General features: G+C 64.1%; 11 protein-coding genes. 10 read left to right on the top strand and 1 reads right to left on the bottom strand.

Annotated elements, in window-relative coordinates; genetic code table 11:
* The first annotated feature begins 109 nt into the window (after positions 1-109).
* The 9 genes from HHL14_RS28990 (at position 110) to HHL14_RS28950 (ending at position 19,811) form a co-directional block, all read left to right on the top strand.
* Entirely contained in the window at positions 110-1,876 is a 1,767-nt protein-coding gene (locus HHL14_RS28990) for an acyl-CoA dehydrogenase family protein (RefSeq protein ID WP_169501037.1), read from the top strand.
* Positions 1,873-3,177, top strand: coding sequence for a CaiB/BaiF CoA transferase family protein (locus HHL14_RS28985; protein ID WP_169501036.1), 1,305 nt, complete (start codon positions 1,873-1,875; stop codon positions 3,175-3,177). The genes HHL14_RS28990 and HHL14_RS28985 overlap by 4 nt, the downstream gene beginning before the upstream one ends.
* A gap of 100 nt (positions 3,178-3,277) precedes the next feature.
* Positions 3,278-4,591, top strand: coding sequence for an MFS transporter (locus HHL14_RS28980; protein ID WP_169501035.1), 1,314 nt, complete (start codon positions 3,278-3,280; stop codon positions 4,589-4,591).
* A gap of 468 nt (positions 4,592-5,059) precedes the next feature.
* Positions 5,060-6,586 carry a cysteate racemase gene (cuyB, locus tag HHL14_RS28975; RefSeq protein ID WP_169501034.1) on the top strand — a complete coding sequence of 509 codons (1,527 nt, stop codon included), beginning with the start codon at positions 5,060-5,062 and terminating at the stop codon, positions 6,584-6,586.
* 619 nt (positions 6,587-7,205) lie between these two features.
* A complete protein-coding gene (locus HHL14_RS28970; protein ID WP_169501033.1) occupies positions 7,206-15,707 on the top strand; it encodes a hemagglutinin repeat-containing protein in 8,502 nt (2,833 codons plus the stop codon).
* 8 nt (positions 15,708-15,715) lie between these two features.
* Positions 15,716-16,147, top strand: a complete 432-nt coding sequence (locus HHL14_RS28965; RefSeq protein ID WP_169501032.1) for a hypothetical protein — start codon at positions 15,716-15,718, stop codon at positions 16,145-16,147.
* 268 nt (positions 16,148-16,415) lie between these two features.
* On the top strand, positions 16,416-16,862 hold the full coding sequence (locus HHL14_RS28960) for a hypothetical protein (protein ID WP_169501031.1): 447 nt from the start codon (positions 16,416-16,418) through the stop codon (positions 16,860-16,862).
* A gap of 273 nt (positions 16,863-17,135) precedes the next feature.
* A complete protein-coding gene (locus HHL14_RS28955; protein WP_169501030.1) occupies positions 17,136-18,887 on the top strand; it encodes a ShlB/FhaC/HecB family hemolysin secretion/activation protein in 1,752 nt (583 codons plus the stop codon).
* Positions 18,888-18,890: 3 nt separating this feature from the next.
* Positions 18,891-19,811: a hypothetical protein gene (locus HHL14_RS28950; protein ID WP_169501029.1), complete on the top strand. Its 921-nt coding sequence runs from the start codon at positions 18,891-18,893 to the stop codon at positions 19,809-19,811.
* Here the strand turns inward: HHL14_RS28950 and HHL14_RS28945 are convergent.
* Positions 19,804-20,619, bottom strand: a complete 816-nt coding sequence (locus HHL14_RS28945; protein WP_169501028.1) for a hypothetical protein — start codon at positions 20,617-20,619, stop codon at positions 19,804-19,806. The genes HHL14_RS28950 and HHL14_RS28945 overlap by 8 nt on opposite strands.
* 174 nt (positions 20,620-20,793) lie before the next feature.
* Between HHL14_RS28945 and uvrA the strand changes: the two genes are divergently transcribed.
* A complete protein-coding gene (gene uvrA, locus HHL14_RS28940; protein ID WP_329601750.1) occupies positions 20,794-26,709 on the top strand; it encodes an excinuclease ABC subunit UvrA in 5,916 nt (1,971 codons plus the stop codon).
* Positions 26,710-26,769: the final 60 nt, after the last annotated feature.

Here is a 26,769-nt window from a genome sequence, read left to right as displayed (position 1 = left end):
CGATAAGCTGTGTCTATCGTACCGGATATAAGTTGTATTAGACGATTATCGTAGCCGCTTCTATGCTGCCTTCCACAACGCCACCTGTGCGGTGGAACTGGAGACAAGCATGAGCGAAATCGTCGAACAGCCGGTCCACGGCTCGTCTAACATCCCCGATAGCCGCGGCATCAACTTCTTTTCCAGCGATCCCGAACTCGCGCGCCTCCTGAGGCTCCATCTCGGCGACACGCTTTACCAGGAACTCGAAAGCCAGTTCGTCTCGCTCGGCCAGCGCGCCTCCGACGAACTCGACCTGTGGGCGCTTTCCGCCGACAAAAACCCGCCGACGCTCAGCCACCGTACGCGGCGCGGCGAAGCGCTGCAAAGCATCGACAAGCATCCCGACTACGTCGCGCTCGAACGCGTCGCCTATGCGGAGCTCGGCCTCGCGTCGATGAGCCACGCCACGCGCGACGGCAAAACGACGCCGCCGCCGCTCGTCAAATACGCGCTGACGTTCCTGTTCGTGCAGGCCGAATTCGGTCTGTGCTGCCCGGTCAGCATGACCGACTCGCTGACGCGCACGTTGCGTAAATTCGGCGCGCCGGAACTGGTCGCGCGTTTCCTGCCAATGCTCGCATCGCGCGATTTCGACACGCTGTATCAGGGCGCGATGTTCATGACCGAGCAGGCGGCGGGCTCCGACGTCGCGCGCATCGCGACGCGCGCCGCGCTCGACACCGACGCGCAGGGCGAACAGCAATGGCGTCTGTACGGCGACAAATGGTTCTGCTCGAACGCCGACGCCGATCTCGCGATGGTGCTCGCGCGTCCCGACGGCGCGCCGGACGGCATCCACGGCCTGGGTCTGTTCCTGCTGCCGAAGACGCTGCCGGACGGCACGCGCAACAGCTACCGGATCATTCGTCTGAAGGACAAGCTCGGCAGTCGCTCGATGGCGAGCGGCGAGATCGTGCTCGAAGGCGCGGTCGCCTATCTGATCGGCGAGGTGGGGCGCGGCTTTCACCAGATGGCCGACATGATCAACATGTCGCGGCTGTCGAACGGCGTGCGCGCGGCGGGCCTGATGCGCCGCTCGCTGACCGAGGCGCTGCACATCGCGCGCAATCGCGAAGCGTTCGGCCGCAAGCTGATCACGATGCCGCTGATGCAGCGCCAGCTCGTCAAGATGATGCTGCCGGCCGAACAGGCGCGCTCGATGTTCATGCGCATCGCGCTGTTGCTGCAGCAGGCCGACACGGGCGATCGTCACGCGGCAAAGTGCGTGCGCATCCTCACGCCGCTGATCAAATTCCGCGCATGCCGCGACGCGCGCCGCGTGACCGGCGATGCGATGGAAGTGCGCGGCGGCACCGGCTATATCGAAGAATGGAGCGACGCGCGGCTCGTGCGCGACGCGCATCTCGGCTCGATCTGGGAAGGCACCAGCAATATCGTCGCGCTGGATATCGCGCGGGCCGCGAAGCGTGATGGCGCGCTCGAACCGCTGCGCGGCTATCTGCACGACCTGCTCGGCACGTCCGGCTTGCCGGCCGAAAGTCTTGCGATACTGCGCTGGGCGCTGACACGCGCGTGCGACGCGCTCGCCGGCGTCGCCGACGCGGGCCGCGACGAATGGGTGCGTCAGGCGGGCTCCGGGCTTTACCACGCGACCACCGCCGTGCTGATGGCTTGCGAAGGCGCGCGCCTCGGCCCCGACTATCGCCGTCTCGCGCTCGCGCATCTGGTGGTGCGGCACAAGCTGCTGCCGTCCGATCCGCTCGATCTGCGCGGCGCGGAAGACGAAATCGACGTGATCGACGCGCTCGTCAACGATCGTCCGGTCACGCTGGAGCAGGCGCTGCGAGTGCTGCCGGCCGGAGGCGCGCAATGAGCGCCGCCATCCAGCAAGAGCAGCATCAAGGTCAAGCTCGCAGCGACGGCTGTCACGGCGCGCTGCAAGGCGTCAAGGTGGTCGATCTGAGCCGCGTGCTCGGCGGTCCGTACTGCACGCAGGCGCTCGCCGATCACGGCGCGCAGGTGATCAAGCTCGAACCGCCCGACGGCGACGAAACCCGCGGCTGGGGCCCGCCGTTCTACGGCGACACCGCGTGGTATTTCGCCGGCGTGAATCGCAACAAACAGGGCATCGCGGTCGATCTGTCGTGCGACGAGGGCCGCGAGATTCTGTGGAAGCTGCTCGAAGACGCCGACGTGCTGGTCGAAAACTTCAAGCCCGGCACGCTGAAGCGCTGGGGCATGGATTACGACGACGTGTTGCGCGAGCGCTTTCCGAAGCTGATCCATTGCGCGGTGTCGGGCTTCGGTCCGGACGGTCCGCTCGGCGGCCTGCCCGGTTACGACGCGGCGATCCAGGCGATGACCGGCCTGATGAGCGTGAATGGCGAGCACGACGGGCCGGCGACGCGCGTCGGCTTGCCGGTCGTCGATATGGTCACCGGTTTGAACGCGCTTGCCGGCATCCTGCTCGCGCTGGCCGAGCGCACGAAGAGCGGCCGCGGCCAGTCGATCGACATCTCGCTGTACGACTGCGGCGTGTCGCTGCTGCATCCGCATCTGCCGAATTACTTCGGCTCGGGCCGCACGCCGCAACGCACCGGTAACGCGCATCCGAACATCACGCCGTACGACAGCTATCGCACCGCGACCTCGCCGATCTTTCTGGCGGTCGGCAACGACCGGCAGTTCGCGAAGCTGTGCGGGCATCTGGGGGCGCCGGCACTCGCCGAGGATCCGCGTTTCGCCGACAACCGCAGCCGCTGCGGGCATCGCGAGCCGCTGAAGGCCGAGCTCGAACGCCTGCTCGCGCAACACGACTGCGAGCCGCTCGCGCAGCAGCTGATCCGGCTCGGCGTGCCGTGCGGCCCGGTGCAGACCGTCGACGTGGTCGCGCGTCATCCGCATACGCTGCATCGCCGCATGGTGATCGAGATGGGCGAGTATCGCGGCACCGCGTCGCCGATCAAGCTGTCGCGCACGCCGGCCACCTATCGCAGCGCACCACCGACGCTCGGCGCCGACACGCGCGAGGTGCTCGACGCGCTCGGTATCGATGCGTCGACGCAGCAGCGTCTGTTCGAAGCCGGCGTGCTGAAGTCCGCTGCTTCGCAGCCCGAAGCAATGGTGGAGGCCGCGCCGGAAACCACGGCTGAAGCGGAGGCGCTCAAGACCTGACGCTGCATTGCTGCACCCGCGGCCATTTTTCAGGCGACGGCACACAGAGGCTGCGCCACCTCACGTAGCACCCCATAAAGCAGTACCCAGGAGACAAGTCATGCATCGCGAGCCAGACGAACCCGCCGTCACCCGGCAACCTACGCGCGCGGCGGCCGCCGCGTTTGTCGGCACCACCATCGAGTGGTACGACTTTTATATCTACGCCACCGCGTCCGCGCTGATTTTCGGCAAGCTGTTCTTCCCCGGTAGCGATCCGTTCTTCGCGACGCTCGCGTCGTTCGGCACCTTCGCGGTCGGCTTCTTCGCGCGGCCGTTCGGCGGTCTCGTGTTCGGCCACCTTGGCGATCGCATCGGCCGCAAGAAGGCGCTGGTCGCGACGCTCGTGATCATGGGCGTCGGCACGGTCGGCATCGGTTTTCTGCCGACCTATGCGAGTGCCGGCGTGATGGCGCCGGTGCTGCTGGTGCTGCTGCGCGTCGCGCAGGGCATCGCGATCGGCGGCGAGTGGGGCGGCGCGGTGCTGATGGCGAGCGAGCACGCGCCGAGCAACAAGCGCACGTTCTTCGCGTCGTTCGCGCAGCTTGGCAGCCCGGCGGGTCTGATCCTGTCGCTGCTCGCGTTTCGCGCGGTCGCGTCGATGGACAAGGACGCGTTTCTCGACTGGGGCTGGCGCCTGCCGTTTCTCGCCAGCGCGGTGCTGCTGCTGGTCGGTCTCGCGATCCGCGCGGGCGTCAGCGAGTCGCCGGAATTCGCGGCGGTGAAGGAACAGCGTCGCGTCGCGACGCTGCCGATCGCCGAAGTGGTGCGCGACGCGTGGCGCACCGTGCTGCTGTGTCTCGGCGCGAACGTGATCGGCGTGGCCGGCGCGTGGTTCGTCAACACCTTCATGCTCAATTACACGACGCAGACGCTTGGCCTCGACCGTTCGCTGATTCTCGATTGCCTGTTCGTCGTCGCGTTCATCCAGCTGTTCACGCAGCTCGGCTCGGGCTGGTTCGCGCAGCGCATTGGCACCGGACGCTTCCTGAAGGGCGCGGCCGCGCTCGCGATGCTGTCGCCGTATCCGATGTTCGCTCTGGTGTCGACCGGGCGGCCGGTGGCGATCGTGATCGGCATCGCGCTCGCGGTGATGTGCATGTCGAGCTCGTATGCGGTGATGGCGGGCTTCATGTCGACCGCCTTTCCGGTGCGCGTGCGGTATTCGGCGATTTCGCTGTCGTACCAGGTGTGCGCGGCGCTGGCCGGCGGTTTGACGCCGCTGATCGGCGCGTTGCTCGCGCATCGGTATCCGGGCGCGTGGTGGCCGCTCGCGGTGTTTTATACGTGCCTCGCGGGGGTGTCGCTGGTGTGCATCGGCACGCTCGAGCGACGCAAGCGCGATCTCGCGCCGGGCGTGGCCGAGGCGGCTTGAGGCTGGTCGCGTTGGGGGCTGGTCGCGATGGACGGCCACCACGTGGGCGGCCCGGCGGGATTCGGTGAATCGCGCCGGGCGGCTGCGAGCGGCAGCTTGCCGATGGTTGTGAAAGCGGCGGGGCGGCGTGGGCTGTCCGCGCCGCTTTTGCTTTTGGGGGCGCCTGTTCCTGGGGCGCGATGCGGCTTACGTGTCGCCGGTGCCGGCAGGCTTTTGGGGCTACGCCGCCGAGTTGCCGCAGAGCCGGTAAGCAGAACGCCACGCATCGCCCGCTCAAGCAATGCCCCTGCCGCTCTGCGCCCGACACGCGCGATCCACGTCCCCGATTTCTCTTCAAATCGCCTTGATGCAGGCTATTTTCGTGGTTAACCCCACGACATACTGGCGCCACATAATGTCATCCTCAAGCGCGCGGAAAGCCATCCGTTAATCAGGGGTGGCCCGACAAAACGACGGGGAGAATTGACCATGAATCGCTTTCGTTCGCTGGGTGTGGCGACCGGCGCGGCGCAGTTCGCCAGCGCCGACATCCTCAGCCGGATGAGCGCGGCGTCGCGCCGGCCCGGCGCCGAGCGCCCCTTCGATCTGCTGCTCGAGCCGCGCACGTGGCAGGGCGCGGCTGCGCCCGATGTCGTCGACGCCCAGTTCAAGATCCACGTATTCGACACGATGCGCGGCTTCGAGAAACGCGGTGTCGACGCGATCGTGCTGCCGTGCTTCCTGAGCCATACCTTCATCGACGAACTCGCGGCCAACCTCACGGTGCCGGTCGCCAATATCATGACGGCGCTCTCCGCGCACGTGCGGCGCAGCTATCCGTCGGCGCGGCGCATTGGCGTGCTGACGTCGGCGGCGATTCGCGAGAACGGCCTGTTCGAGCGTTATTTCGAGGCCGGCGCGTTCGAGGTCTGCTATCCGCGCGATACCACTGGCGTCGATTGCGTGACGAGCGCCGTGTATGGCGACGACGGCATCCGCAGCGGCCGTCTGTATGGCCGGCCGGTCGAGTTGCTGCGCGCGGCCTGCGCGGATCTGATTGCGCAAGGCGTCGACGTGATCGTGCCGGGGCTCGCGGAAATCGGTCTGGTGCTGCGCGCGCTCGGGCGCGTCGAGGTGCCGTTCGTCGACACGAACCAGGTGTATGCGCGCTACGTCGCGGCCGCGCAGTACACGCGGCCGGCGCCGTCGTTCCGGCTCGGTGTGGTCGGTGGCATCGGGCCGGCCGCGGGCGTCGATTTTCTCGGCAAGCTGGTGCGCAACACGCCGGCCGCGCGCGATCAGGACCATCTCAAGGTGCTCGTCGAGCAGAACCCGCAGATTCCCGACCGCACCGCCGCATTGCTCGGCAGCGGAGACGACCCGACGCTCGCGCTGTACGCCGCCTGCAAGGCGCTCGAGGAGCGTGGCGCTAACCTGATCGCGCTGCCGTGCAATACCGCGCATGCGTTCGTCGAGCGCATCGAGGCGGCGCTGCGCGTGCCGATCGTCAATATGCTGAGTTGTACTGCCGATTATCTGCGCGACAGCTTTCCGGATCTGCGCGAAGTCGGCGTGCTGGCGACGAGCGGCACGCTCGCGAGCCGCGTCTACGAACAGGCGTTCGACGTGCGCGGCTTCGTGCAGATCGCGCCATCGGCGGCCGCGCAGGCGCGTCTGATGAACGCGATCTACGGGCCGCACGGCGCGAAGGCCGGGTACACGTCGGGCGAATGCTGCGACGACCTCGCGGCGGCGCTCGACGATCTGGTCGCGCAAGGCGTGCAGGTGATCGTGCTTGCCTGCACCGAGTTGCCGCTGCTGTTGCGCGAGGCGGCGATTGCGTGTCCGGGCGGCCGCGTGGTGCGGCTCGTCGACCCGACCGACGTGCTGGCGAGGCGCTGCGTCGCGTATGCGCTCGGCGATCGAGCCGCATGGCAGCCGACGCGCAAGAGCGCCGCCGAGTGCACGGTGGCGCCGGCGGCGGGGCGCGCGCGGGTGGAAAGCGCGGTGGGTTAGCCGGCGCTTGAGGTGTCGGTATGCCGTTATGGGTGCGTTCGCGCTTGCGTTTGCGTCGAAGCGGCGGCACGGCGTCGCGCTGGTTTGCGAATGGCCGAGGTGGGCTGCCGTGTGGCGTCACGACGATTAAAAACTCGCGTGCCGCTTTCGTTCGGCTCTTTGAGTCGCATTGTCGAGATTTGGACGTGCCGAGTGACGCAAGAGCATTTTAAATTTTCAGGATGGCAAAAAAATAATGTGAATAGAAGTGATGAAGCGATTTTCAATCGATTGAAATGAAAATCAGTGCCGTTTCATGAAGTGAAATGCACTTTACGGCCGGGCATCGTCGCGTTAACGATCCGGCAAGCGTCGAAGTGTGAATCCGCACACGTCGCTGTGCACGTCGCTGCTTTCGGCAGCGGAACGGTCCCGGACAGGGCGAGTGTTCGTTGTTAATCCCCTGAATTATCTGTTTGGCATAATTAGTCTCAATCAGGCGAAATTGAATTCGTCAACTGGACTGGTCTCATTCGTTATTTTTGTTGCGGATGTACATCTAATTTGCTTTTATTGAACCTTTCAAACACCTGTCTGAGTTACTTTCTCGCCTCGGTTGAGAAATTAAACGCTGCAAAAAATGAATACGAATATGTTCCGGCTGGTCTACAGCCGGTGCCGGGGAATGCTCGTTGCGGTTGCGGAAACTGCCAACGCGGCAGGCAAGACCGATTCGGCTGAGACCGCCGTTCGAAGCTCCGCCACACGCCTGTCGCTGTTTTCGATGCGACTCGCGAGCTTTGCCGCGCTGCTGGCGTTCGGCGCCGCTTCGTCGCTCGTCGATGCGCAGGTGGTCGGAGCCGGCGCGCATGCGCCGAATGTCATCCAGACCCAGAACGGGCTGCCGCAGGTCAACATCAACAGGCCCAGCGGCGCGGGTGTCTCGGTCAATACGTATTCGCAGTTCGACGTCCAGAAGCCCGGCGTCATCCTGAACAATTCGCCGGTCATCGTGCAGACGCAGCAGGCGGGCCTGATCAACGGCAACGCGAACCTCGCGCCCGGCCAGTCCGCGCGGATCATTCTCAACCAGGTCAACAGCAATTCGCCGAGCCAGCTGCGCGGGGCGCTCGAGGTAGCGGGCAGCAAGGCCGAGGTGGTGATTGCGAACGGATCGGGGATCGTCGTCGACGGTGGCGGCTTCATCAACACCACGCGGGGCATCCTCACCACCGGCACGCCGATGCTCGATGCCGCCGGCAACCTCAAGGGCTTCAGCGTCACGGGCGGCAACATCACCGTGCAGGGCGCGGGCCTGAACACGACAGATGTCGACCAGGTCGACCTGATTGCGCGCGCCGTGCAGGCCAACGCCGCGATCTACGCCAACACGCTGAACGTCGTCACGGGCGCGAACCAGGTCGATCATGACACGCTGGCCGCGACGCCCATCGCGGGTAACGGCGCGCCGCAAGGCGTGTCGATCGACGTGTCGCAGCTCGGCGGCATGTACGCGAACCGGATCGTGCTCGTCGGCACCGAGAACGGCGTGGGCGTGTCGAACGCGGGCGTGATCGAGGCGCAGGCGGGCGATCTCGCGCTGACCACGCAGGGCAAACTGGTTCTCGCCGGCCGGACCACGGCGAGCGGCAATCTGACGGCGTCGGCGGCGGGCGGCGTCGACAACAGCGGCACCACCGGTGCTCAGCAGTCCGTAGCGGTGAATACGCCGGGGGCGCTCAGCAATAGCGGCACGCTGACCGCGCAGCAGAACCTGAACGTCGCGGCCGGCAGCATCGCGTCGACCGGCACGCTCGGCGCGGGGATCAACAAAGATAGCTCGATTGCGCAGTCGGGCGATCTGACACTGAGCGCGAGCGGCATGCTGTCGGCGACCGGCATCAATGCGGCCGGCGGCAACGCGACGCTGCAGGGTGCGGCGCTCGATCTCGGCGGCAGCCGCACCGTGGCGAACGGCAATGTGGCGTTGAGCGCGACAGCGGGCGACCTGAACGCAGCGGCGGCGAAGATCGCTGCGGGCGCCGCGCTGACGGCTCACGCGGCCGGCACGCTCGACACGAGCGGCGGCACGTTCGACGCCACGCAGCTCGGCATTCAGGCCGCGAACCTCACCAACCACGGCGGCACGCTCACGCAAACCGGCACCGGCGCGACGAGCGTCGATGTGTCCGGCACCCTCGACAACACCAACGGCACGCTCCAGACCAACAGCGCGAATCTGGCGCTTGGCCCGACCACGCTCATCAACGACAACGGCACGATTACGAGCGCGGGCACCGGCACGCTGTCCGTGCGGAGCGCGTCGCTGTCGAATAACGGCGGCACGATCGCGACGAACGGTGCGCTCGTCGTGAACGGCGGTGCGGTGGCGAACCGCGGTGGCACGCTCGCGGCCCAGTCCGCGGCGACGCTCACGCTGGCGTCGCTCGATAACAGCCTGGGCGGCTATGTCGGCGCGCAGAACGTATCGATCACCGATGCGGGCGGCCTGAACAACGCGGGCGGCACGCTGCAGGCGAGCGGTGTGCTCGACGTAGCGGCCCAGACCGTGGCGAACGACGGCGGCTCGATCGCGAACGGCGGCACGGGCACGACGAGCGTGAGCGCGAGCGGCGCGCTGACCAACACGGCTAACGGCGAGATCGCCGGCAACGGCGACGTGTCGGTAAAGGGCGCGAGCATTAGCAACGCGGGCGGCACGATGGCGTCTGGCGGTACGACGACCGTTCAATCCGGCAGCACGTTGAACAATGCGGCCGGCCTGATTCAGGGCAACGGCGCGGTCAGCGTGTCCGCCCAGGGCGCGCTCGACAACACCGCCGGCCAGATCGAAGCGGACGGCGCGACGGCGACGCTCGCGGTGGCGGGCGCGTCGGTCGACAACACCAACGGCCGCATCGCCAACATCGGCACCGGCGCGACGACGCTCAGCGCGACGACGATCACCAACGCGAATAGCGGCGGCGTCAACGGCGCGGGCACGATCGGCGGCAATGGCGACGTGACGCTGACGGGACAGACGCTGTCGAACACGCAGGGCGCGCAGGTCGTGGCGGGTCACGACCTGACGCTGAACCTCGCGCAAACCGTCGACAACAGCGGCGGCACGCTGTCGGGTGCGAACAAACTCACGCTCGATCAGGCCGGCGCCGCCGTTGTCAACCAGGGCGGCTCGCTGCACGCGAACGGCGCGCTCGCGTTGAACGTCGCGTCGCTCGACAACACGTCGGGCCGCATCGGCAACGACACTGGCAGCGGCGGCAGCGTCGCGATCACGACGGGCACGCTCGCGAACCAGAATGGCGCGATCGGCAGCGACCAGAACCTGATGCTCACGACGAACCAGCTCGCCGGCGACGGCACGATCGTCGCGGGCGTCGACGGCGCGGTGACGGTCAACGGCGACTACACGAACGGCGCGGCCAACCAGATCCAGGCAAACCGCGACTTGTCCTTCACGGTCGCGGGCAATCTCACGAATCAGGGGACGCTTGCCGCGGTCAACGCGCTGACCGTGAGCGCGGCGAACCTCGACAACCAGGCGGGCGCCGACCTGAATTCGGCCAGCACGACGGTGAACGCGGCGAACGCGATCACGAATGAAGGGCGCATCGAAGGCGATAGCGTCACCACGCACAGCGCGACGCTGACCAATACCGCCACGATCATCGGCGATACCGTTACGCTCAACGCCAGCCAGTCCATCGCGAACAGCGGCGCGGCCGCCGTCATGGCCGCCGCGTCGGAACTGAACCTGTACTCGCCCGGCGACATCTCGAACACGGGCGGCGCGACGATGTTCAGCCTCGGCGACATCAACATCGCCGCCGACGCGACACGCGATGCCAACGGCCTGCTTGCCAACCGCAGCAATTCGGTCACCAACGACCAGTCCACGATCGAAGCGCAGGGCAACATCGAAGTCGCCGCGCAGACGCTGACCAATACGCGCCCCGCGCCAACGGTCGAGACGGTGCCAACCGACGTCGAAACGGTCCATCAGACCAAGCGCGACAAATACATGGCGTGCGCGACCGGCAACGCGGATGGCCATTCGTCGTGTACCCAGTCGGTGTGGGACTACGGCTACAAGAGCCCGGTCGATACCACCTATTCGACCGCGCAGATCGTGTCGCAAACCTCGGGTCCGAACGCCACCGACAACGTGCTGGTCGTGAACGTGAACGGCACCCAGCAGACGATCTGGTACAACGCGATCACGAACAACGGCGACGGCACGATTACCGTCAACTACTGGGACGACTACAACCCGAACGTCAACTACCTGCCGTCCACCGAATACACGACACGCAGCGACGCGCATAACGGCTATCAGCGCGTCGAGATCGCACGCGACACGACCACCACGACGCAGCAGGATCAGGTGACGGGGCCGCAGGCACAGCAGGCGCAACTGCTCGCGGGCGGCAACCTGACGCTCGCGAACGTCGGCACGCTGAACAACAACTACAGCGCGATCGCGGCAGGCGGTTCGATCCAGATCGGTTCGAGCCAGCAGGATGGCGAAATCGGCAACGGCAGCGGCAATTACGGCGGCACCACGGTCAACAACACCGGGCAGACGCTGTACCAGTACCAGACACAGGACATCGTGTCGACGTACGCGTGGAACGAGAACATCACGCAGGACGTGGGCACGGTCAGCCAGCCTTCAATCGTGCTGACGCCGGTGGCGATCGGCGGCACCGGCGGCACGATCATCGCGAACAACGCGGTACAGATCAGCGCGACCAATGTCAACAACACGAACGTCGCGGCCGCGAACTCCGCGACGGGCGCGAGCGGCGGAACGCTGGGCGCCAACCAGCTGATGACGGGCACGCAGGTGAATGCGCCGCAGAGCGTCGCGAGCAGCACCGGCAATCTGAACATCACGCTTCCCACGAACGGCCTGTACACGTATCAGACGTCGCCGGGCGCGTCGTACCTTGTTGTGACCGATTCGCGGCTGACGAGCTATACGAGCTTCATTTCCAGCGACTACATGCTGAAGCAGCTCGGCCTCAATCCGCAGAGCGTCGAGAAGCGTCTTGGCGATGGCCTGTACGAAGAGCAACTCGTGCGCGACCAGATCACGCAGCTGACCGGCCGCGTTTATCTGCAGGGCTACACGAACAATCTCGACGAATATCAGGCGCTGATGACCAGCGGCGTGAACGCCGCGCAGCAGTTCGGGTTCGAGCCCGGCATCGCGCTGACGGCCGCGCAGATGGATGCGTTGACGAGCGATATCGTGTGGCTCGTGAATCAGACCGTCACGTTGCCGGACGGTACGACGCAGCAGGTGCTGGCGCCGGTCGTGTATCTCGCGCAGACGCATGCGAACGACCTGCAGCCGAGCGGCGCGCTGATCGCTGCCAACGACGTGGAAATTCACGCGACGGGCAGCGCGACGAACAGCGGCGTGATCAAGGGCGGCACGCAGACCGTCGTCAGCGCGACGGACATTCTGAATCGCGGCGGCTCGATCGGCAGCAGCGATGCCGACGGCACGACGGTCGTCTCGGCGACCCATGACGTGGTCAACGCGTCGGGCATGATCAGCGGCAACCGCGTCGCGGTGCTGGCGGGCAACGACATCGTCAATACGACGCTGGTCGACGTCAAGGGCATCAGTTCGGCGTCCGGTGATAGCAAGGTCAGCCAGACCCTGCTCGGCGCGCAGGGGACGATTGCGTCGACCGGCGACATGGTGATCGCGGCGGGCAACGACCTGAGCGTGCACGGCGCGAACATCAGCGCGGGCGGCAACGCGCAGATCACGGCGGGCCATGACATCACGGTCGATACCGTGCAGTCGGCGACGTCGCAATCGGTGGCGAAGAACGATCAGCACCACTGGGAAGAGAACAGCACGACGAATCAGACGAGCGCGATCTCGGCGAGCGGCGACCTCTCGATCCAGAGCGGCAACGATGCAACGTTCAAGGGCGCGAAGGTGACGTCGGGCGGCGATATGGCGGTGGTCGCGGGCGGGGATCTGACGGCGAGCAACGTCACGGATACGGCGAAGTATGACAACGTGGCCACGGATGGCAGTTCGCGCAAGGAAGTGGATCACACGTACGACGAGCAGGCGGTCGGTACGAGCTTTACGGCGGGTGGGAATGCGACGCTGGGGGCGGTGAGTAGCGATGCGTCGAAGGGCAATGTGACGCTGACGGGTTCGTCGCTGACTGCGGGCATGACGGATGGCGTCGATAACGGTGCGGGCACGGCCAGTATCGCGGCGACCGGTAACGTGACGATCGGCGAGGCGCGGGAAGAGCACGATAACTATCAGGCGGTGGAGTCGAAGCGGGGGAGCTTCGTGAGCAGCACGACGACCGACACGATGCAGGATACGCACGCCAATGTCGCGGTGGGCAGTCTCGTGTCGGGCGATACGGTCAATATCCAGGCGGGCAAGGATATGACCGTAAAAGGCTCGACCGTCGTCGGCACGAACGACGTGAATCTCGCAGCAGCGGGCAATGTCAACATCGCCGCCTCGCAGGATACGGCGACGAAGGACAGCTACTACTACCAGAAGAAGTCGGGGCTCATGTCGACTGGCAGTGTAGGGTTCTCGATCGGCACCGCGACGCAGACCGATACAAGCCAGACCACGACCGTGACGAATAACGGCAGTCTTGTCGGGTCGATCAACGGCAATTTGAACGTCACAGCCGGCAAGGACCTGCACGTGACGGGCAGTGACCTCCTCGCGGGCGGCAACATTACGGGCACGGGCGCCAACGTCACGATCGACGCAGCGACGAATACGTCGCACACCGAACAGACCCAGGAAACGAAGAAGAGCGGCTTCACGCTGGCGCTCTCGGGCAGCGTGGGCGACGCGATCAACGGTGCGATCACCGAAGCACAGGCCGTCTCGAGCAGCAGAGGCAATTCTCGCGCGCAGGCGCTGCACGCGATTGCGGCGGTGGGCGATTCGGCTATCGCGGTCGCGAGTCTGACGGGCGGTGCACTGGGCGGCCCGAATCCGAGCGTAGCTGTGCAACTGAGCTATGGATCGAGCCAGAGCAAGAGCACGTTCACTGAGGACCAGAGCACGCATAGCGGCTCGACGGTACAGGCTGGCGGCACGGCGACCTTCGTCGCCACCGGCGACGGCACGGCGGGATCGGGCAACGTCACGGTCGCGGGCTCGAACCTGAGTGCCAACGACGTGCTGCTCGCCGCGAAGAACCAGGTCAACCTCGTCAACACGACCGATACCGATACGACGGCGAGCACGAACAAGTCGTCGAGCGCGAGCGTCGGCGTGTCGTACGGCACGAACGGCTTCGGCGTATCGGCGTCGATGTCGAACGCGCACGGCGACGGCAACAGCGATGCGGCGATCCAGAACAACACGCACGTGACAGGCGCCAATAGCGTGACGATCCTGTCGGGCGGCGATACGAACATCGTCGGCTCGGACGTGAGCGGCGGCACGGTGACGGCGAACGTGGGCGGCAACCTGAACATCCAGAGTGTCCAGGACACGACGGTGAGTACCGCGCATCAGAGCAGTTCCGGTGGCGGCTTCAGCATCAGTCAGGGTGGCGGCAGCGCGAGCTTCAGTGCGCAGAACGGACACGCGGATGCGAACTATGCGGGTGTCAACGAGCAGGCCGGCATCCATGCGGGCGATGGCGGCTTCAATCTCAACGTCGACGGCAATACGAGTCTGACGGGTGCGGTGATCGACAGCACGGCCGATGCATCGAAGAACAGCCTGACGACCGGCACGCTGACGTTCAGCGATGTGCAGAACCAGTCGCATTACAGCGCGGCGAGCAACGGGTTGAGCGCGGGGGCGGGTGTCGGCACGACCGGCAAGGCGATCGGGACGGGCTCGGTCGGTGGCGCGGGCGGCGTGGTGCCGATGATCTCGCAGGACGAGAACGGCGACGAGAGTGCGACGACGCGTAGCGCTGTCAGCGCGGGCGCGATCAACATCACGAATCAGGCTGCGCAGACGCAGGATGTGGCAAGCCTCAGTCGGGATACGACGAACACCAATGGCACGGTGTCGTCTGCGCCGGACATCAACAATCTGCTGTCGCAGCAGGCCGACACGATGCAGGCCGCGCAGGCGGCGGGGCAGGTGATCGCGCAGGGGATTGGGGCGTACGCGGACCAGAAGCAGCAGCAGGCGCAGCAGGAAGCGGATGCGGCGAAAGCGGCCAATCTGACCGACGTTGCTGCGCAGTATCAGGCCGAGGCGGATTCGTGGGCTGAGGGGGGAGCGGATCGCACAGCGCTGCACGTAGTAGGTGGTGCGCTGATTGGTGGACTTGGCGGTGGCAGCGCGTTCGGAGCTATCGGTGGCGCGGCCGGCGCGGGTCTTTCCGCTGCGATGGCAGATGAGCTGGAAAGCATCTCCAAGGGAGTTGAAGGGGCAACGGGCTCGGAACTTCTTGGCAATATTTCCGGGAACATTGTCGCCGGGCTTGGCGGTGCGCTGGTAGGGGGAACGGCGGGCGCGGCGACCGGATCAGCAGTTCAGTTGTACAACCAAGGCAATGACAAGCGTAAGAGTCTGGTCTCGCAGGTTTGCCCGGCGGGCGCGCAATGTAGCGATGCGACGTTGACTGCAGCAATTCAAGCGCAGGGGGCAAACGCAGATGCGGCGTTAGCTAATATGAAAGAGGAGGCGCCTTATATTGCAGGTGCACTCGCACTAGGCGTTATGGGTGGTCCAAATGCGATCATAGCCGCTGCAACCGCTGGTGGAATGGACTACGCGTCTGACGTGAGTAACTATATGCTTGGTATATCAAGCGATTTGCCGAACATTCCGAAGTCTTACGCTACCGGATTGATTGCCGGGGCATTTGGACCATTGGCCATAGGGGATTCCTCCATTATCGGAATGAGCAAGGTCGGCGTGCTTGCAACCGGCACCTATAATGCAGTAGTCAATGGCACAGCTGCGTTTGGTGCGGCAGCTGCAACAAATGGCAATCCAGACTTATCGGCTGGCGTAGCAGCAGGGACGACTTCTGCAGGATACGCAGTTCAAGCCATCGTTCCAGGTCCTGTGGGGGTTTGGTTGAATAAGTCAATTCAAGATGCGTCAGGAATTATTCAGGGGATAATTCAAAAGTGATGAGAGATATGATGTTAGATTCCTGCAAAATTGCTTTTGTGAAGTTGCGTAAATGGGCACCGCAAATAGCATCAATGGCGGTGTTCTTGATTATTGTGGGCGTTGCGAGGGGCGCAAATTGGAAAGCTGCTGTGGGGAGACTTGTTCCTCTTGGCGTGCTGGTTGCTGTGATCTTCCTATACCAGACTCTGAAGGCGAGACGTCTTTTAGCGGGAAAGGCGCCGTTGACTAGGTCACAGTTATTTTTGCGTTTTTATTTGTCTGTCATAGTGCTGATAATTATCTATTTCGGACTGTCGATAGTTTGGGAATTGCATGGAAATGGGCAGGAAGCGTTTGGAATGCTACTCCCCATTCTGTTGTTTTGTGTCGCATTGTGCGGAATTGCGCTTTACCGGGAATTGGGTGATCTGCCTGATGATTTCGGTAAGGGTATCTAAAAGAGTACATGAAGTCGGTCTCTGGGATGAGGGGGGCTCCGAACCGGGTTGAGCTGCATGTCGTGGGTGGGGCGCTGATGGGGGGCTTGGCGGTGGCAGTGTCTTTAGCGCAGTGGGAGGGGCAGTCCTGTCACCAAGTCTATTCTGATGGGCAATATGTCTATGACCCACGAGTATCTTCGCAGCCGATTCCCCAAGGCGACTGGCTTCAATTGATGAAAAACAATAACCCCGGTGGCATTTCGCTTTCTATCGTTAAGGGAGGGAAATGATGAGTGAAAATTTTCCGCATGGCGACGAGCTATGCCTGGTGATTGAGCAATTTGCTGAGCTTGAGTGGAGAAAATTTAGAAGCTCATCTTCTGCAATAGTTTTGAGAACAGGGACATTCACCGCTGATAATTCCAGGCTTGCTCCGTACACATCATTTCGGTTTCGACATGAAGACGCAGAGTTGATTGCCAGGCTTATGTCAGCAGTTGACACCTACCAGGGAGCAATTGCATGGCATATGTCCGGTCATCAACGGCTTGCACTTCCGGGTAAAAATTGGGTGATTCGCCCTCTGTTCGTTGAGCAGGTTCAAGTGAAAACCGAAGCGGGACAGGGGCAGGATGCCTACGAATACATAGCGGAAAATTATCCAGATTTTGCGCGAATTGCATATTTGGACCTATCCAATTTAGCTGATCATGTGCGTAAAGCCCTTGGTTAAAGCGGATTTAAAATCAATGGCTACGACGGCGCGAAATTTCAGCCTGATAAATAATTAGGTGACCAAAGGCGCAACAGCAACGCGAGGCACAGCAGCGCGACGCGGCTGCGGACGTCCCTTCCGTGCGCTCTGACGTACCGCGCGTTGAAGCGTACCCGGCCCTACCTCCCGACGCACCGTGCTTTCGCGTCGACCGGTTTGTGCTCGATGTGCCGGCCGCGTCGGGCTGTCTGCGTAAGTTGAGTACCGAATAGCATCAGGATTTAAATGACAATGAAAATCAGTAAAAAACTGGCGGCGTTGCCGCTCTCCGCCCTAGTATCACTCGCCCACGCGCAACAAACCATCACCCCCGCCGACGAAGCCGCGGCGGGTCGCGCGAACGCCGAGCAGAACCGTCAGTTGCAGCAGCAGCGCGACGCCCAGCAACGCCAGGCCACCATCGCCGCGCCGAGCGTCCGCTCGACCATTCCGTCGAGAGGCGGCTGGCCCGAACTGCCAACCGAAACCCCGTGCTTCCGCATCGATACCTTCGAGCTTGACGTTCCATCGACGCTCCCCGAAGCAGTCCGCAAGCAGGGCGCCTCGGCGCTGCCGCTCGACCGCTTCGCGTTCGTGCGCGAATGGCTCGACCACTACCAGGGCGAATGCATCGGCAAACAGGGTATCGATATCCTCACGAAGAGCCTGCAACAACAGATTCTTTCGCGCGGCTACATCACGACCCGCGTACTGCTGCCCGAACAGGACCTCTCGACCGGCACGCTGAAATTCGCGCTCGTACCCGGCGTGATCAATCAGATCCGCTTCGCCGATCCGTCCATGCGCGGCACCTGGAAATCCGCGTTTCCGACCCGTGGCGGCGATACGCTGAACCTGCGCGACCTCGAACAGGGCCTCGAACAGATGAAGCGTGTCGCGAGTCAGGACGTCTCCATGCAGATCGTCCCGACCAACATCCCCGGCGAGAGCGACGTCGTACTCGACGTGAAGCGCACGAAGCCGTGGACCGTCGTCGCGTCGATCGACAACTCGGGCACGCGTGCGACCGGCAAACTGCAGGGCAACCTGAGCCTCGGCATCGACAACCCGCTCGGCCTGAACGACATCTTCAACGTCGGCGTGAACCAGGACCTCGAATTCGGCGACAAGAGTCTGGGCTCGCATGGCTGGAACGGCTCGTATTCGATCCCGTGGGGCTACTGGACCGGCACGCTGTCGGCGTACACGAACACGTATTACCAGCAGATCGCGGGCGTCAATCAGACCTTCGTGTCGAGCGGCAATGCGCAGACCGTGGACTTCAAACTGCAACGCGTGCTGATGCGCAGCCAGAGCAATGTGCTCGGCGCGCAGTTCCGCCTCACGAAGCGTTTCGGCGAGAGCTTCATCGAGGACACCGATATTCCGCAGCAACGCCGCAACAACACGTTCATCGAAGCGGGGCTGACCGATCGTCATTACTTCGGCGCGTCGCAGTTCGACGGTTCGCTCGTGTATCGACAGGGCGTCGGCGGTCTCGGCGCGACACCGGACTTCTATCCGACTGGCCCGACCTACCGTTTCCATATGGCCGTGCTCGACGCCAACCTGTCGGTGCCGCTCCAGATCGCGAGCCAGCCGCTGCGTTACGTGACCTCGGTGCATGGCCAGTTCACGAACAACACGCTGAACTACATCGACGATCTGACGATCGGCAGCCGCTACACCGTGCGCGGCTTCGACGGTGAAACGATGCTCGCGGCCGAGCGCGGTTTCTTCTGGCGCAACGAGCTTCAGGTGCCGATCGGCGCGACGGGGCAGTCGCTGTATGCGGGTATCGACTATGGCCATGTGTTCGGTCCGAGCGCGGTTTATCTCGCGGGTACGCAACTGGCAGGTGCGGTGATCGGTGTCAAGGGCAGTGTGCCCGCGAAGATCGGGGCCGTCGCTTATGACCTGTTTGCCGGCACGCCTATTTATAAACCGTCGGGTTTCCCGACGGCGCGGGTGACGGTGGGGTTTCAGTTGATTGCGCAGTTCTGAACGATGAAAGCGCACTCCACCAGCGTACAAACGTCCGTCGTATCGGTAAATGTCGATGAGGCTGGATGCCAGAAATTTAACCCAGACATCAAAAGCTCAAATATGAAGCGACCAGCGATAGTGACGGGCATTGCATGCCTTAATCTGATGGGGGTGTTGTCGGCGCTCTGGTTGTATGACACCAAAGGAGGAGTACGCATCGGTAGCGATCCGCTTTTTATCGGGTCCGTCTTGCCCATTCGATGGCAGTGGAATCTGGTGACTGCCTCGACCGCCGTTAGCTTGCTGACGACGATCGGGTTGTTTCGCGGTTGGAACTGGGCAAGATGGTTAGCGCTCGCCCTGATTGTTCTGTTCTATATCGTCACCGTGCCCGTCAGAGACGTCCACATGCTTCCGAGCTATTTCTTTACGCTCGCCGGAAGCACGCTGACCTTTTCCCTGCTTTTCTTTTCTCCGGTGATTAATCGCTATTTCGCGCGTCCTGCTGAAGAGAAGCGGAAACTCACAATCCGCGGCATCATCGGCATGACGTTGTTCGTGTTCACCGTTTTCACGCTTCATTCTATTGTCAGAGGCCTCTTTTGGAGGACACTGTCAGTCGAAGTTGCGTGGATAGGGTTGGGACTCTTTGTCTTGCCGGCTCTGCTACTCAGTTTGCTTGTGCGTTGGCACCTCGAGGTTTCTTTAAGGGAGATCTCGGCGCTATTGCTCGCGGTTCCCATATTCTTTGTGAACCAATTGGCCGGTTGGGTTCTTGTCCTGCATTTTGCCTATTCAGCTGTCTTGCTCAGATATCCTGAAGGACTACTGCAACGTGCACTTTTTATGTTGGCCCTTGGTGCAGGCGGTTTGTTACTAGCGGTATATGTCGCGCGACGCTACCGCATTACGCCCGCGGATGGATCGAAACAGGTTATCTAGTCCGGTTGTCGGTCGACGCAATATGGCTATACCTGTCCCACGCTGACTGCTCCAGTTCGCGGCGCACTTTCCGCAGAAAGCAGACGTTCCGAATGCCGAAACCGAACACAACAACCATAATTGCCGCGATTACCGACATTGCGGCCGACCGGTGCGAGAACCCAGGTGTCATCATGCAAAAGCCCAGAACGCTCCAGATACAAGCGAATATCGGTCCGCTCACGGGCTTGCAGACAATCTCACCGTTTTCATGGTCGCGCCATCCAATCAGTGTTTGCCAGTTGTCCGCTTGCACAAGATACGCGGTAATCGTCATGCCTGATTCGATTCGGGGCCTGCCAGGCGCGGCTACCGAATACTCCTTGCGGGTTTTACTTTCGAATCCAAATAGCGTGACTGGCTGACGGTTCTGCGCTGTTTGTACAACGCCAAAGACACGATCCAGGTGAACGGTTTCGAGTGGCATTCCGGTTTGTGGCTTCTGATGAATTTGAGTAGTTGATTGACATGGAGTGACCGTCGTCCGTTCACTCTCAGCTTCCAACCGCGATATCGTCTTGCTCAGACAGGAAAACGTGTATCCGAAATTGGGCAGGGTAATCGTCAACCGCCAGGTTCGGGCTGTCGTTCTGACTCCTGCAACCGCCACCACCCCCACCAGCAAGCCCCCGCCGCCGATCCAAAACCCGTCATGGAAAACTGTATAAACATACAGTATAGTATCCCGTTGCAACCAGGCTTCCGGCGCATCGCGCGGCGTGCCAGCGTCTTCGACGCAGCGCCGTCCCCTGCGCGGTCCCGATTTCACCGAACGTGCGCGGTCGCGAGCCGGCCATGAGCGGTGGCCCACTTCTTCAGACGGTCGGAAAAATTGTCCTCCAACGACGCAACCCCTGACACCATCGCTGACATTTCCCCGGGCACGAGCAACGGCCAGAGTAGCGCCCAGAGCCATGGCCGGGTCGGCAAAGCCCAAGGCACGATCCGCATCCGCGGCGCGCGCCAGCACAACCTGAAAAACGTCGATCTCGACGTGCGCACCGGCGAAATGACGGTCGTCACCGGGCCGTCGGGCTCGGGCAAGTCGAGCCTCGTGTTCGACACGCTGTACGCGGAAGGGCAGCGTCGCTATGTCGAAACGTTCAGCGCCTACGCGCGCCAGTTCCTCGACCGGATGGACCGGCCGCAGGTCGACCGCGTCGACGGCGTGCCGCCCGCCATCGCGATCGACCAGACCAACCCGGTGCGCAGCTCGCGCTCCACGGTCGGCACGATGACCGAGCTGAACGACCATCTGAAGCTGCTGTATGCGCGCGCGGCCGAACTGTTCGATCGCCAGACCGCGTTGCCGGTGCGGCACGACACGCCGGAGACGATCTACGCGGAACTGCTCGGGCGCACCGCGCGGGACGAGCCGCGGCTCGTCGTCACGTTTCCGGTCGAGCTGCCTGAATCGGCATCCGAGCAGGAAGTCGAGCAATGGCTGTCGGCGAGCGGCTACACGCGCGTGCAGGCGCAGCGCGAAGTCGATTCGCCGACGGGCAAGCGCAAGCTGCTCGACGTCGTCGCGGACCGCTTCCGGCTGAGTTCGGTGGACAAGGCGCGCGTGGTCGAAGCGATCGAGGCGTCGCTGAAGCGCGGCGGCGGGCGCGTCAACATTTACGTGCTGCCGGCCGCGTCGGATGAGCCACAGGCGCCGACCGCCGAACCGCTGATCTGGCGTTTCTCCACCGGTCTGCATAGTCCCGAAAGCGATCTGCGTTACGCGGACCCGCAGCCGGCACTGTTCTCGTTCAACTCGGCTTATGGCGCGTGCGACGTGTGCCGTGGCTTCGGCCGCGTGATCGGCGTCGATCTCGGGCTCGTGATTCCAGATGCGCGCAAGACGCTGCGCGAAGGCGCGGTCAAGCCAATGCAAACGCCCGCGTGGAAGGAGTGTCAGGACGACCTGATGCGCTACGCGGCGAAAGCCGACATCCGTCGCGACACGCCGTGGGGCGAACTGAGCGAGCGCGAGCGCAACTGGGTCATCAACGGTTCGCCGGACTGGAACGGCAAATGGCAGACGCACTGGTATGGCGTCAAACGCTTCTTCGAGTATCTCGAATCGAAGGCGTACAAGATGCATATCCGCGTGCTGCTGTCGAAGTACCGCAGCTACACGCCGTGCGAAACCTGCGGCGGCGCGCGCCTGAAAACCGAATCGCTGTTGTGGCGCCTCGGCAGCAAGGCGAACGCAGACGATGTGCTCGCGCCCGCGCAGCGCTTCCTGCCGCGTGGCGTTCAATGGCAACGCGCGCAGCTCGAAGCGTTGCCGGGTCTGACCGTGCACGATCTGATGCTGATGCCGATCGAGCGTATCCGGCGCTTTTTCGACGACATCACGTTGCCGAGCGCGTTGCTCGACGACGCGCTGAAGCTGCTGCTCGCCGAAGTGCGCACGCGCCTCAAGTACCTGTGCGACGTCGGCCTCGGCTATCTGACGCTCGACCGCCAGAGCCGCACGCTGTCGGGCGGCGAAGTGCAGCGTATCAACCTGACCACCGCGCTCGGCACGTCGCTGACCAAGACGCTATTTGTGCTCGACGAGCCGAGTATCGGTCTGCATCCGCGCGATCTGAACCGGATCGTCGAGGCGATGCACCGGCTGCGCGACGCGGGCAATACGCTCGTCGTGGTCGAGCATGATCCGTCGGTGATGCTCGCGGCGGACCGGCTGATCGACATGGGTCCGGGCCCGGGCGAGCGCGGCGGCTCGATTATCTTCGACGGCGCGCCCGCAGCGATCCGCACGTCCGGCACGCTGACCGGCGAATACCTCGGCGGCCGGCGCCATGTCGCGGATGCCGCGCACTGGTCGCGTCGTCCGGTCGCGGCGGATACGCCGCGCATCGTGCTCGAAGGCGCGAGCGAGCACAATCTGCGCGACGTCACGGTAGAGATTCCGTTGCAGCGGCTCGTCTGCGTGACGGGCGTGTCGGGTTCCGGCAAATCGACGCTGTTGCAGGACGTGTTGTATCCGGCCATGGCGCGTCACTTTGGGCTTGCCACGGAAGCACCCGGCGTGTTCAAGGCGCTGAAGGGCGCCGATCAGGTCACGGACGTCGTGTTCGTCGATCAGTCGCCGATCGGCAAGACCGCGCGCTCGAATCCGGCCAGCTACGTCGGCGCGTTCGACGAAATCCGCAAGCTGTTCGCGAAGGCGCCGCTCGCGCAGCAGCGCGGCTATGGCCCGGGCATGTTCAGCTTTAACTCGGGCGATGGCCGTTGCCCGACGTGCGGCGGCTCGGGTTTCGAGCATATCGAAATGCAGTTCCTGAGCGATGTGTATCTGCGTTGCCCGGATTGCGATGGGCGCCGCTATCGCGCCGAACTGCTCGAAGTGAAAATCGAACGCGCGAGCGATGGGCAAAACGCGCCTGCCCGCGCGCTGAGCATTGCCGACGTGCTGGAGCTGACCGTCAGCGAAGCCGCCACGTACTTCGCAAACGATGCCGAAGTATTGCGCGTGCTGCAGCCGATCGTCGACGTCGGGCTCGAATACGTGAAGCTCGGCCAGCCGGTGCCGACGTTGTCGGGCGGCGAAGCGCAGCGGCTCAAGCTCGCGGGCTTTCTCGCCGAATCGGCGCAGGCGCGCAGCACGCGCGGCACGAAGCAGGCGCTGCCGAAGCGGCTGTTCATGTTCGACGAGCCGACCACCGGTCTGCATTTCGACGACATCGCCAAGCTGATGCAGGCGTTCGGCAAGCTGCTCGCGAGCGGCCATTCGCTGATCGTGATCGAGCACAACCTCGACGTGATCCGCGCGGCCGACTGGATCATCGATCTCGGTCCCGAAGGCGGCGATGGGGGGGGCCGCGTGTTGTGCGCGGGCACGCCGGAGCACGTCAAGTCGTGCGCGGAGTCGCACACGGGCGAGGCCTTGCTGCAATACGACCGCTCCATGGACGCGATGAGCGCGGCGGGTGCTACCGGTGCTGCCAGCGGCGCGGAAGACGCCGCGTCGCACGGCATCCCGCTGCAGAAAGCGTTGAGCGCGGCCCGCGCGCGCCGCGCGATCGAAGGCGAGGACGTCGTGCGCATCGTCAATGCGCGCGAACACAACCTGAAGGCGCTCGACGTCGACATTCCGCACGGCAAGTTCAACGTCATCACGGGCGTGTCCGGTTCGGGCAAATCGACGCTTGCGTTCGACATCCTGTTCCACGAAGGGCAGCGGCGTTACCTCGAATCGCTGAACGCCTATGCGCGCTCGATCGTACAGCCGGCGGGCCGGCCCGAGGTCGACGCGGTGTACGGCATTCCGCCGACCGTCGCGATCGAGCAGCGGCTCTCGCGCGGCGGCCGCAAGAGTACCGTCGCGACCACCTCCGAGGTCTGGCACTTCCTGCGTTTGCTGTACGTGAAGCTCGGCTTGCAGCATTGCGTGCACGACGGCACGCCGGTCACGTCGCAGAGCGTCGAATCGATCGCGGCGCAACTGCTGCGCGATCACAAGGGGCAGCATGTCGGTTTCCTGGCGCCGCTCGTCGTGAACCGCAAGGGCGTCTACACGGACCTCGCGAAATGGGCGAAGGCGCGCGGCAATACGCATCTGCGCGTCGACGGCGAATTCGTGCCGGTCGATCCGTGGCCGAAGCTCGACCGCTTCCGCGAACACACCATCGAATTGCCGGTCACGGACCTGGTCGTATCGGCGGATCACGAAGCGGAATTGCGCGCGGCGCTCGACCAGACGCTCGAGATCGGCAAGGGCGTGATGCACCTGCTCGCGCCGCTCGACGGCCTGCACGACGCGATCAACGGCGGCGCGTCCACCGCGAAGCTCGGCGAGGTGAAGGTGCTGTCCACCAGGCGCGCGTGCCCGGTGTGCTGCACCAGCTATCCCGAACTCGATCCGCGCATGTTCTCGTACAACAGCAAGCATGGCTGGTGCACGAGCTGCGTCGGCACGGGTCTGTCGCTGACCCGCGAGCAGCGCGCCGTGTACGACGACACGATCGTCGTCGACGACAATCGCGGTCGCGAACAGAGCTTGCCGTCGGAAGAGCAGGAGCCGGAAGGACTTGTCGACGAACCGTGTCCGGATTGCGCGGGCACGCGGCTGAATCCGGTCGCGCGCGCGGTCACGTTCGACTCGCAGGCGATTGTCGACGTCGCGCAATGGACCGTGTCCGACACGCGCGCGTGGATCGACACGCTGAAGATGAGCGGGCGCGATGCCGAAATTGCGCGCGACGTGGTCAGCGAAATCGGCAGCCGCCTGCAGTTTCTCGAAGAAGTCGGGCTCGGTTATCTGAGCCTCGATCGCGCGGCGCCGAGTCTGTCGGGCGGCGAGGCGCAGCGCATCCGGCTCGCCGCGCAACTCGGCAGCAACCTGCAGGGCGTGTGCTACGTGCTCGACGAGCCGACCATCGGCCTGCATCCGCGCGACAACCAGATCCTGCTGAACGCGCTGCGCAAGCTTGGCGACAAGGGCAATACGCTGGTCGTCGTCGAACATGACGAGGACACGATCCGACGCGCCGATCACATCATCGATATCGGACCGGGAGCGGGCAAGCGCGGCGGCACGCTGATCGCGCAGGGCAGCGTCGCGGACCTGTCCGCGCAGCCGGATTCGCTGACCGGGCGCTTCCTCGCGGAGCCGATCGTGCATCCGTTGCAGCCGCGCCGAGAGGTCGTCGCGGCCGGCAAGCGCGCGGCGGCGGTGCCGGAGAACTGGCTGACCGTGCACGGCGGCAAGCTGCACAATCTGCGCGACGTGACGGTCGGCATTCCGCTCGCGCGCCTGGTGGCGGTGACGGGTGTCAGCGGCTCCGGCAAGTCGACGCTCGCGCGCGACGTGCTGATGACCAATCTGCTCGATGCGGTCGGGCGCTCGGTGCTGTCGTCGCCGGCCACGCGGCGCGCGCGTGCGGCGGCCGCGGAAAAGCCGGCCGCGAACCGGCGTTCGAGCGTGCTTGCGCGTTCGGCGCCGCGCGCGCCGCTGAACGTCACGCACAAGTGGCAGGGCTGCGAGTCGGTCACCGGTTGGGAAAGCATCGACCGGGTGCTCGAAGTCGACCAGACGCCGATCGGCAAGACGCCGCGTTCGTGTCCGGCCACTTATATCGGCGTGTGGGATGCGATCCGCAAGCTGTTCGCGGGCACGCTGGAGGCGCGCGCGCGGGGCTACACGGCGTCGCGTTTCTCGTTCAATACCGGTGAGGGCCGTTGCCCCGCGTGCGAGGGGCAGGGCGTGCGCACGATCGGCATGAGCTTCCTGCCGGACGTGAAGGTGCCGTGCGACGTCTGTCACGGTCAGCGCTTCAATCCGGAGACGCTCGCGGTGACGTGGCGCGGCAAGAACATCGGCGACGTGCTGACGATGGAAATCGACGAGGCGGTCGAGTTCTTCGCGTCGATCACGAACATCGGCCATCCGCTGCAGTTGATGAAGGACGTCGGGCTCGGCTATCTGACGCTCGGTCAGCCGTCGCCGACCCTATCGGGCGGCGAGGCGCAGCGTATCAAGCTTGTTACCGAGCTGAGCAAGGTGCGCGACGACATCACGCGGCGCGGTCAGAAGCCGCCGCATACGCTGTACGTGCTCGACGAACCGACGGTCGGCCTGCATATGGCGGACGTCGCGAAGCTGATTCGCGTGCTGCATCGGCTGGTCGACGGCGGTCATAGCGTGGTGGTGATCGAACACGATCTCGACGTGATCGCCGAGGCGGACTGGATCATCGACCTCGGTCCCGAAGGAGGCGTGGGCGGCGGTACGATCGTCGCGGCAACGGATCCCGAAGGCCTGTCGCGGATTGCCGCGAGCCATACCGGCGCGGCGTTGCGGCCGGTGCTGGCGCGTACGCATCGCGCCGCGCCGCTGGCGGGGGAAGGGACGAACGGCTGAGCAGTCGGGCCATGAGGCGGCGCAGTGCGTAGCTGCGCCGCTTTTGTTGGCTTTATAGTT

Source organism: Paraburkholderia antibiotica, from assembly GCF_012927125.1.
Classification (GTDB): Bacteria; Pseudomonadota; Gammaproteobacteria; order Burkholderiales; family Burkholderiaceae; genus Paraburkholderia; species Paraburkholderia antibiotica.
The sequence above is the reverse complement of the archived record's forward strand: the minus strand, read 5'-3'. Positions and strand labels throughout refer to the sequence as shown.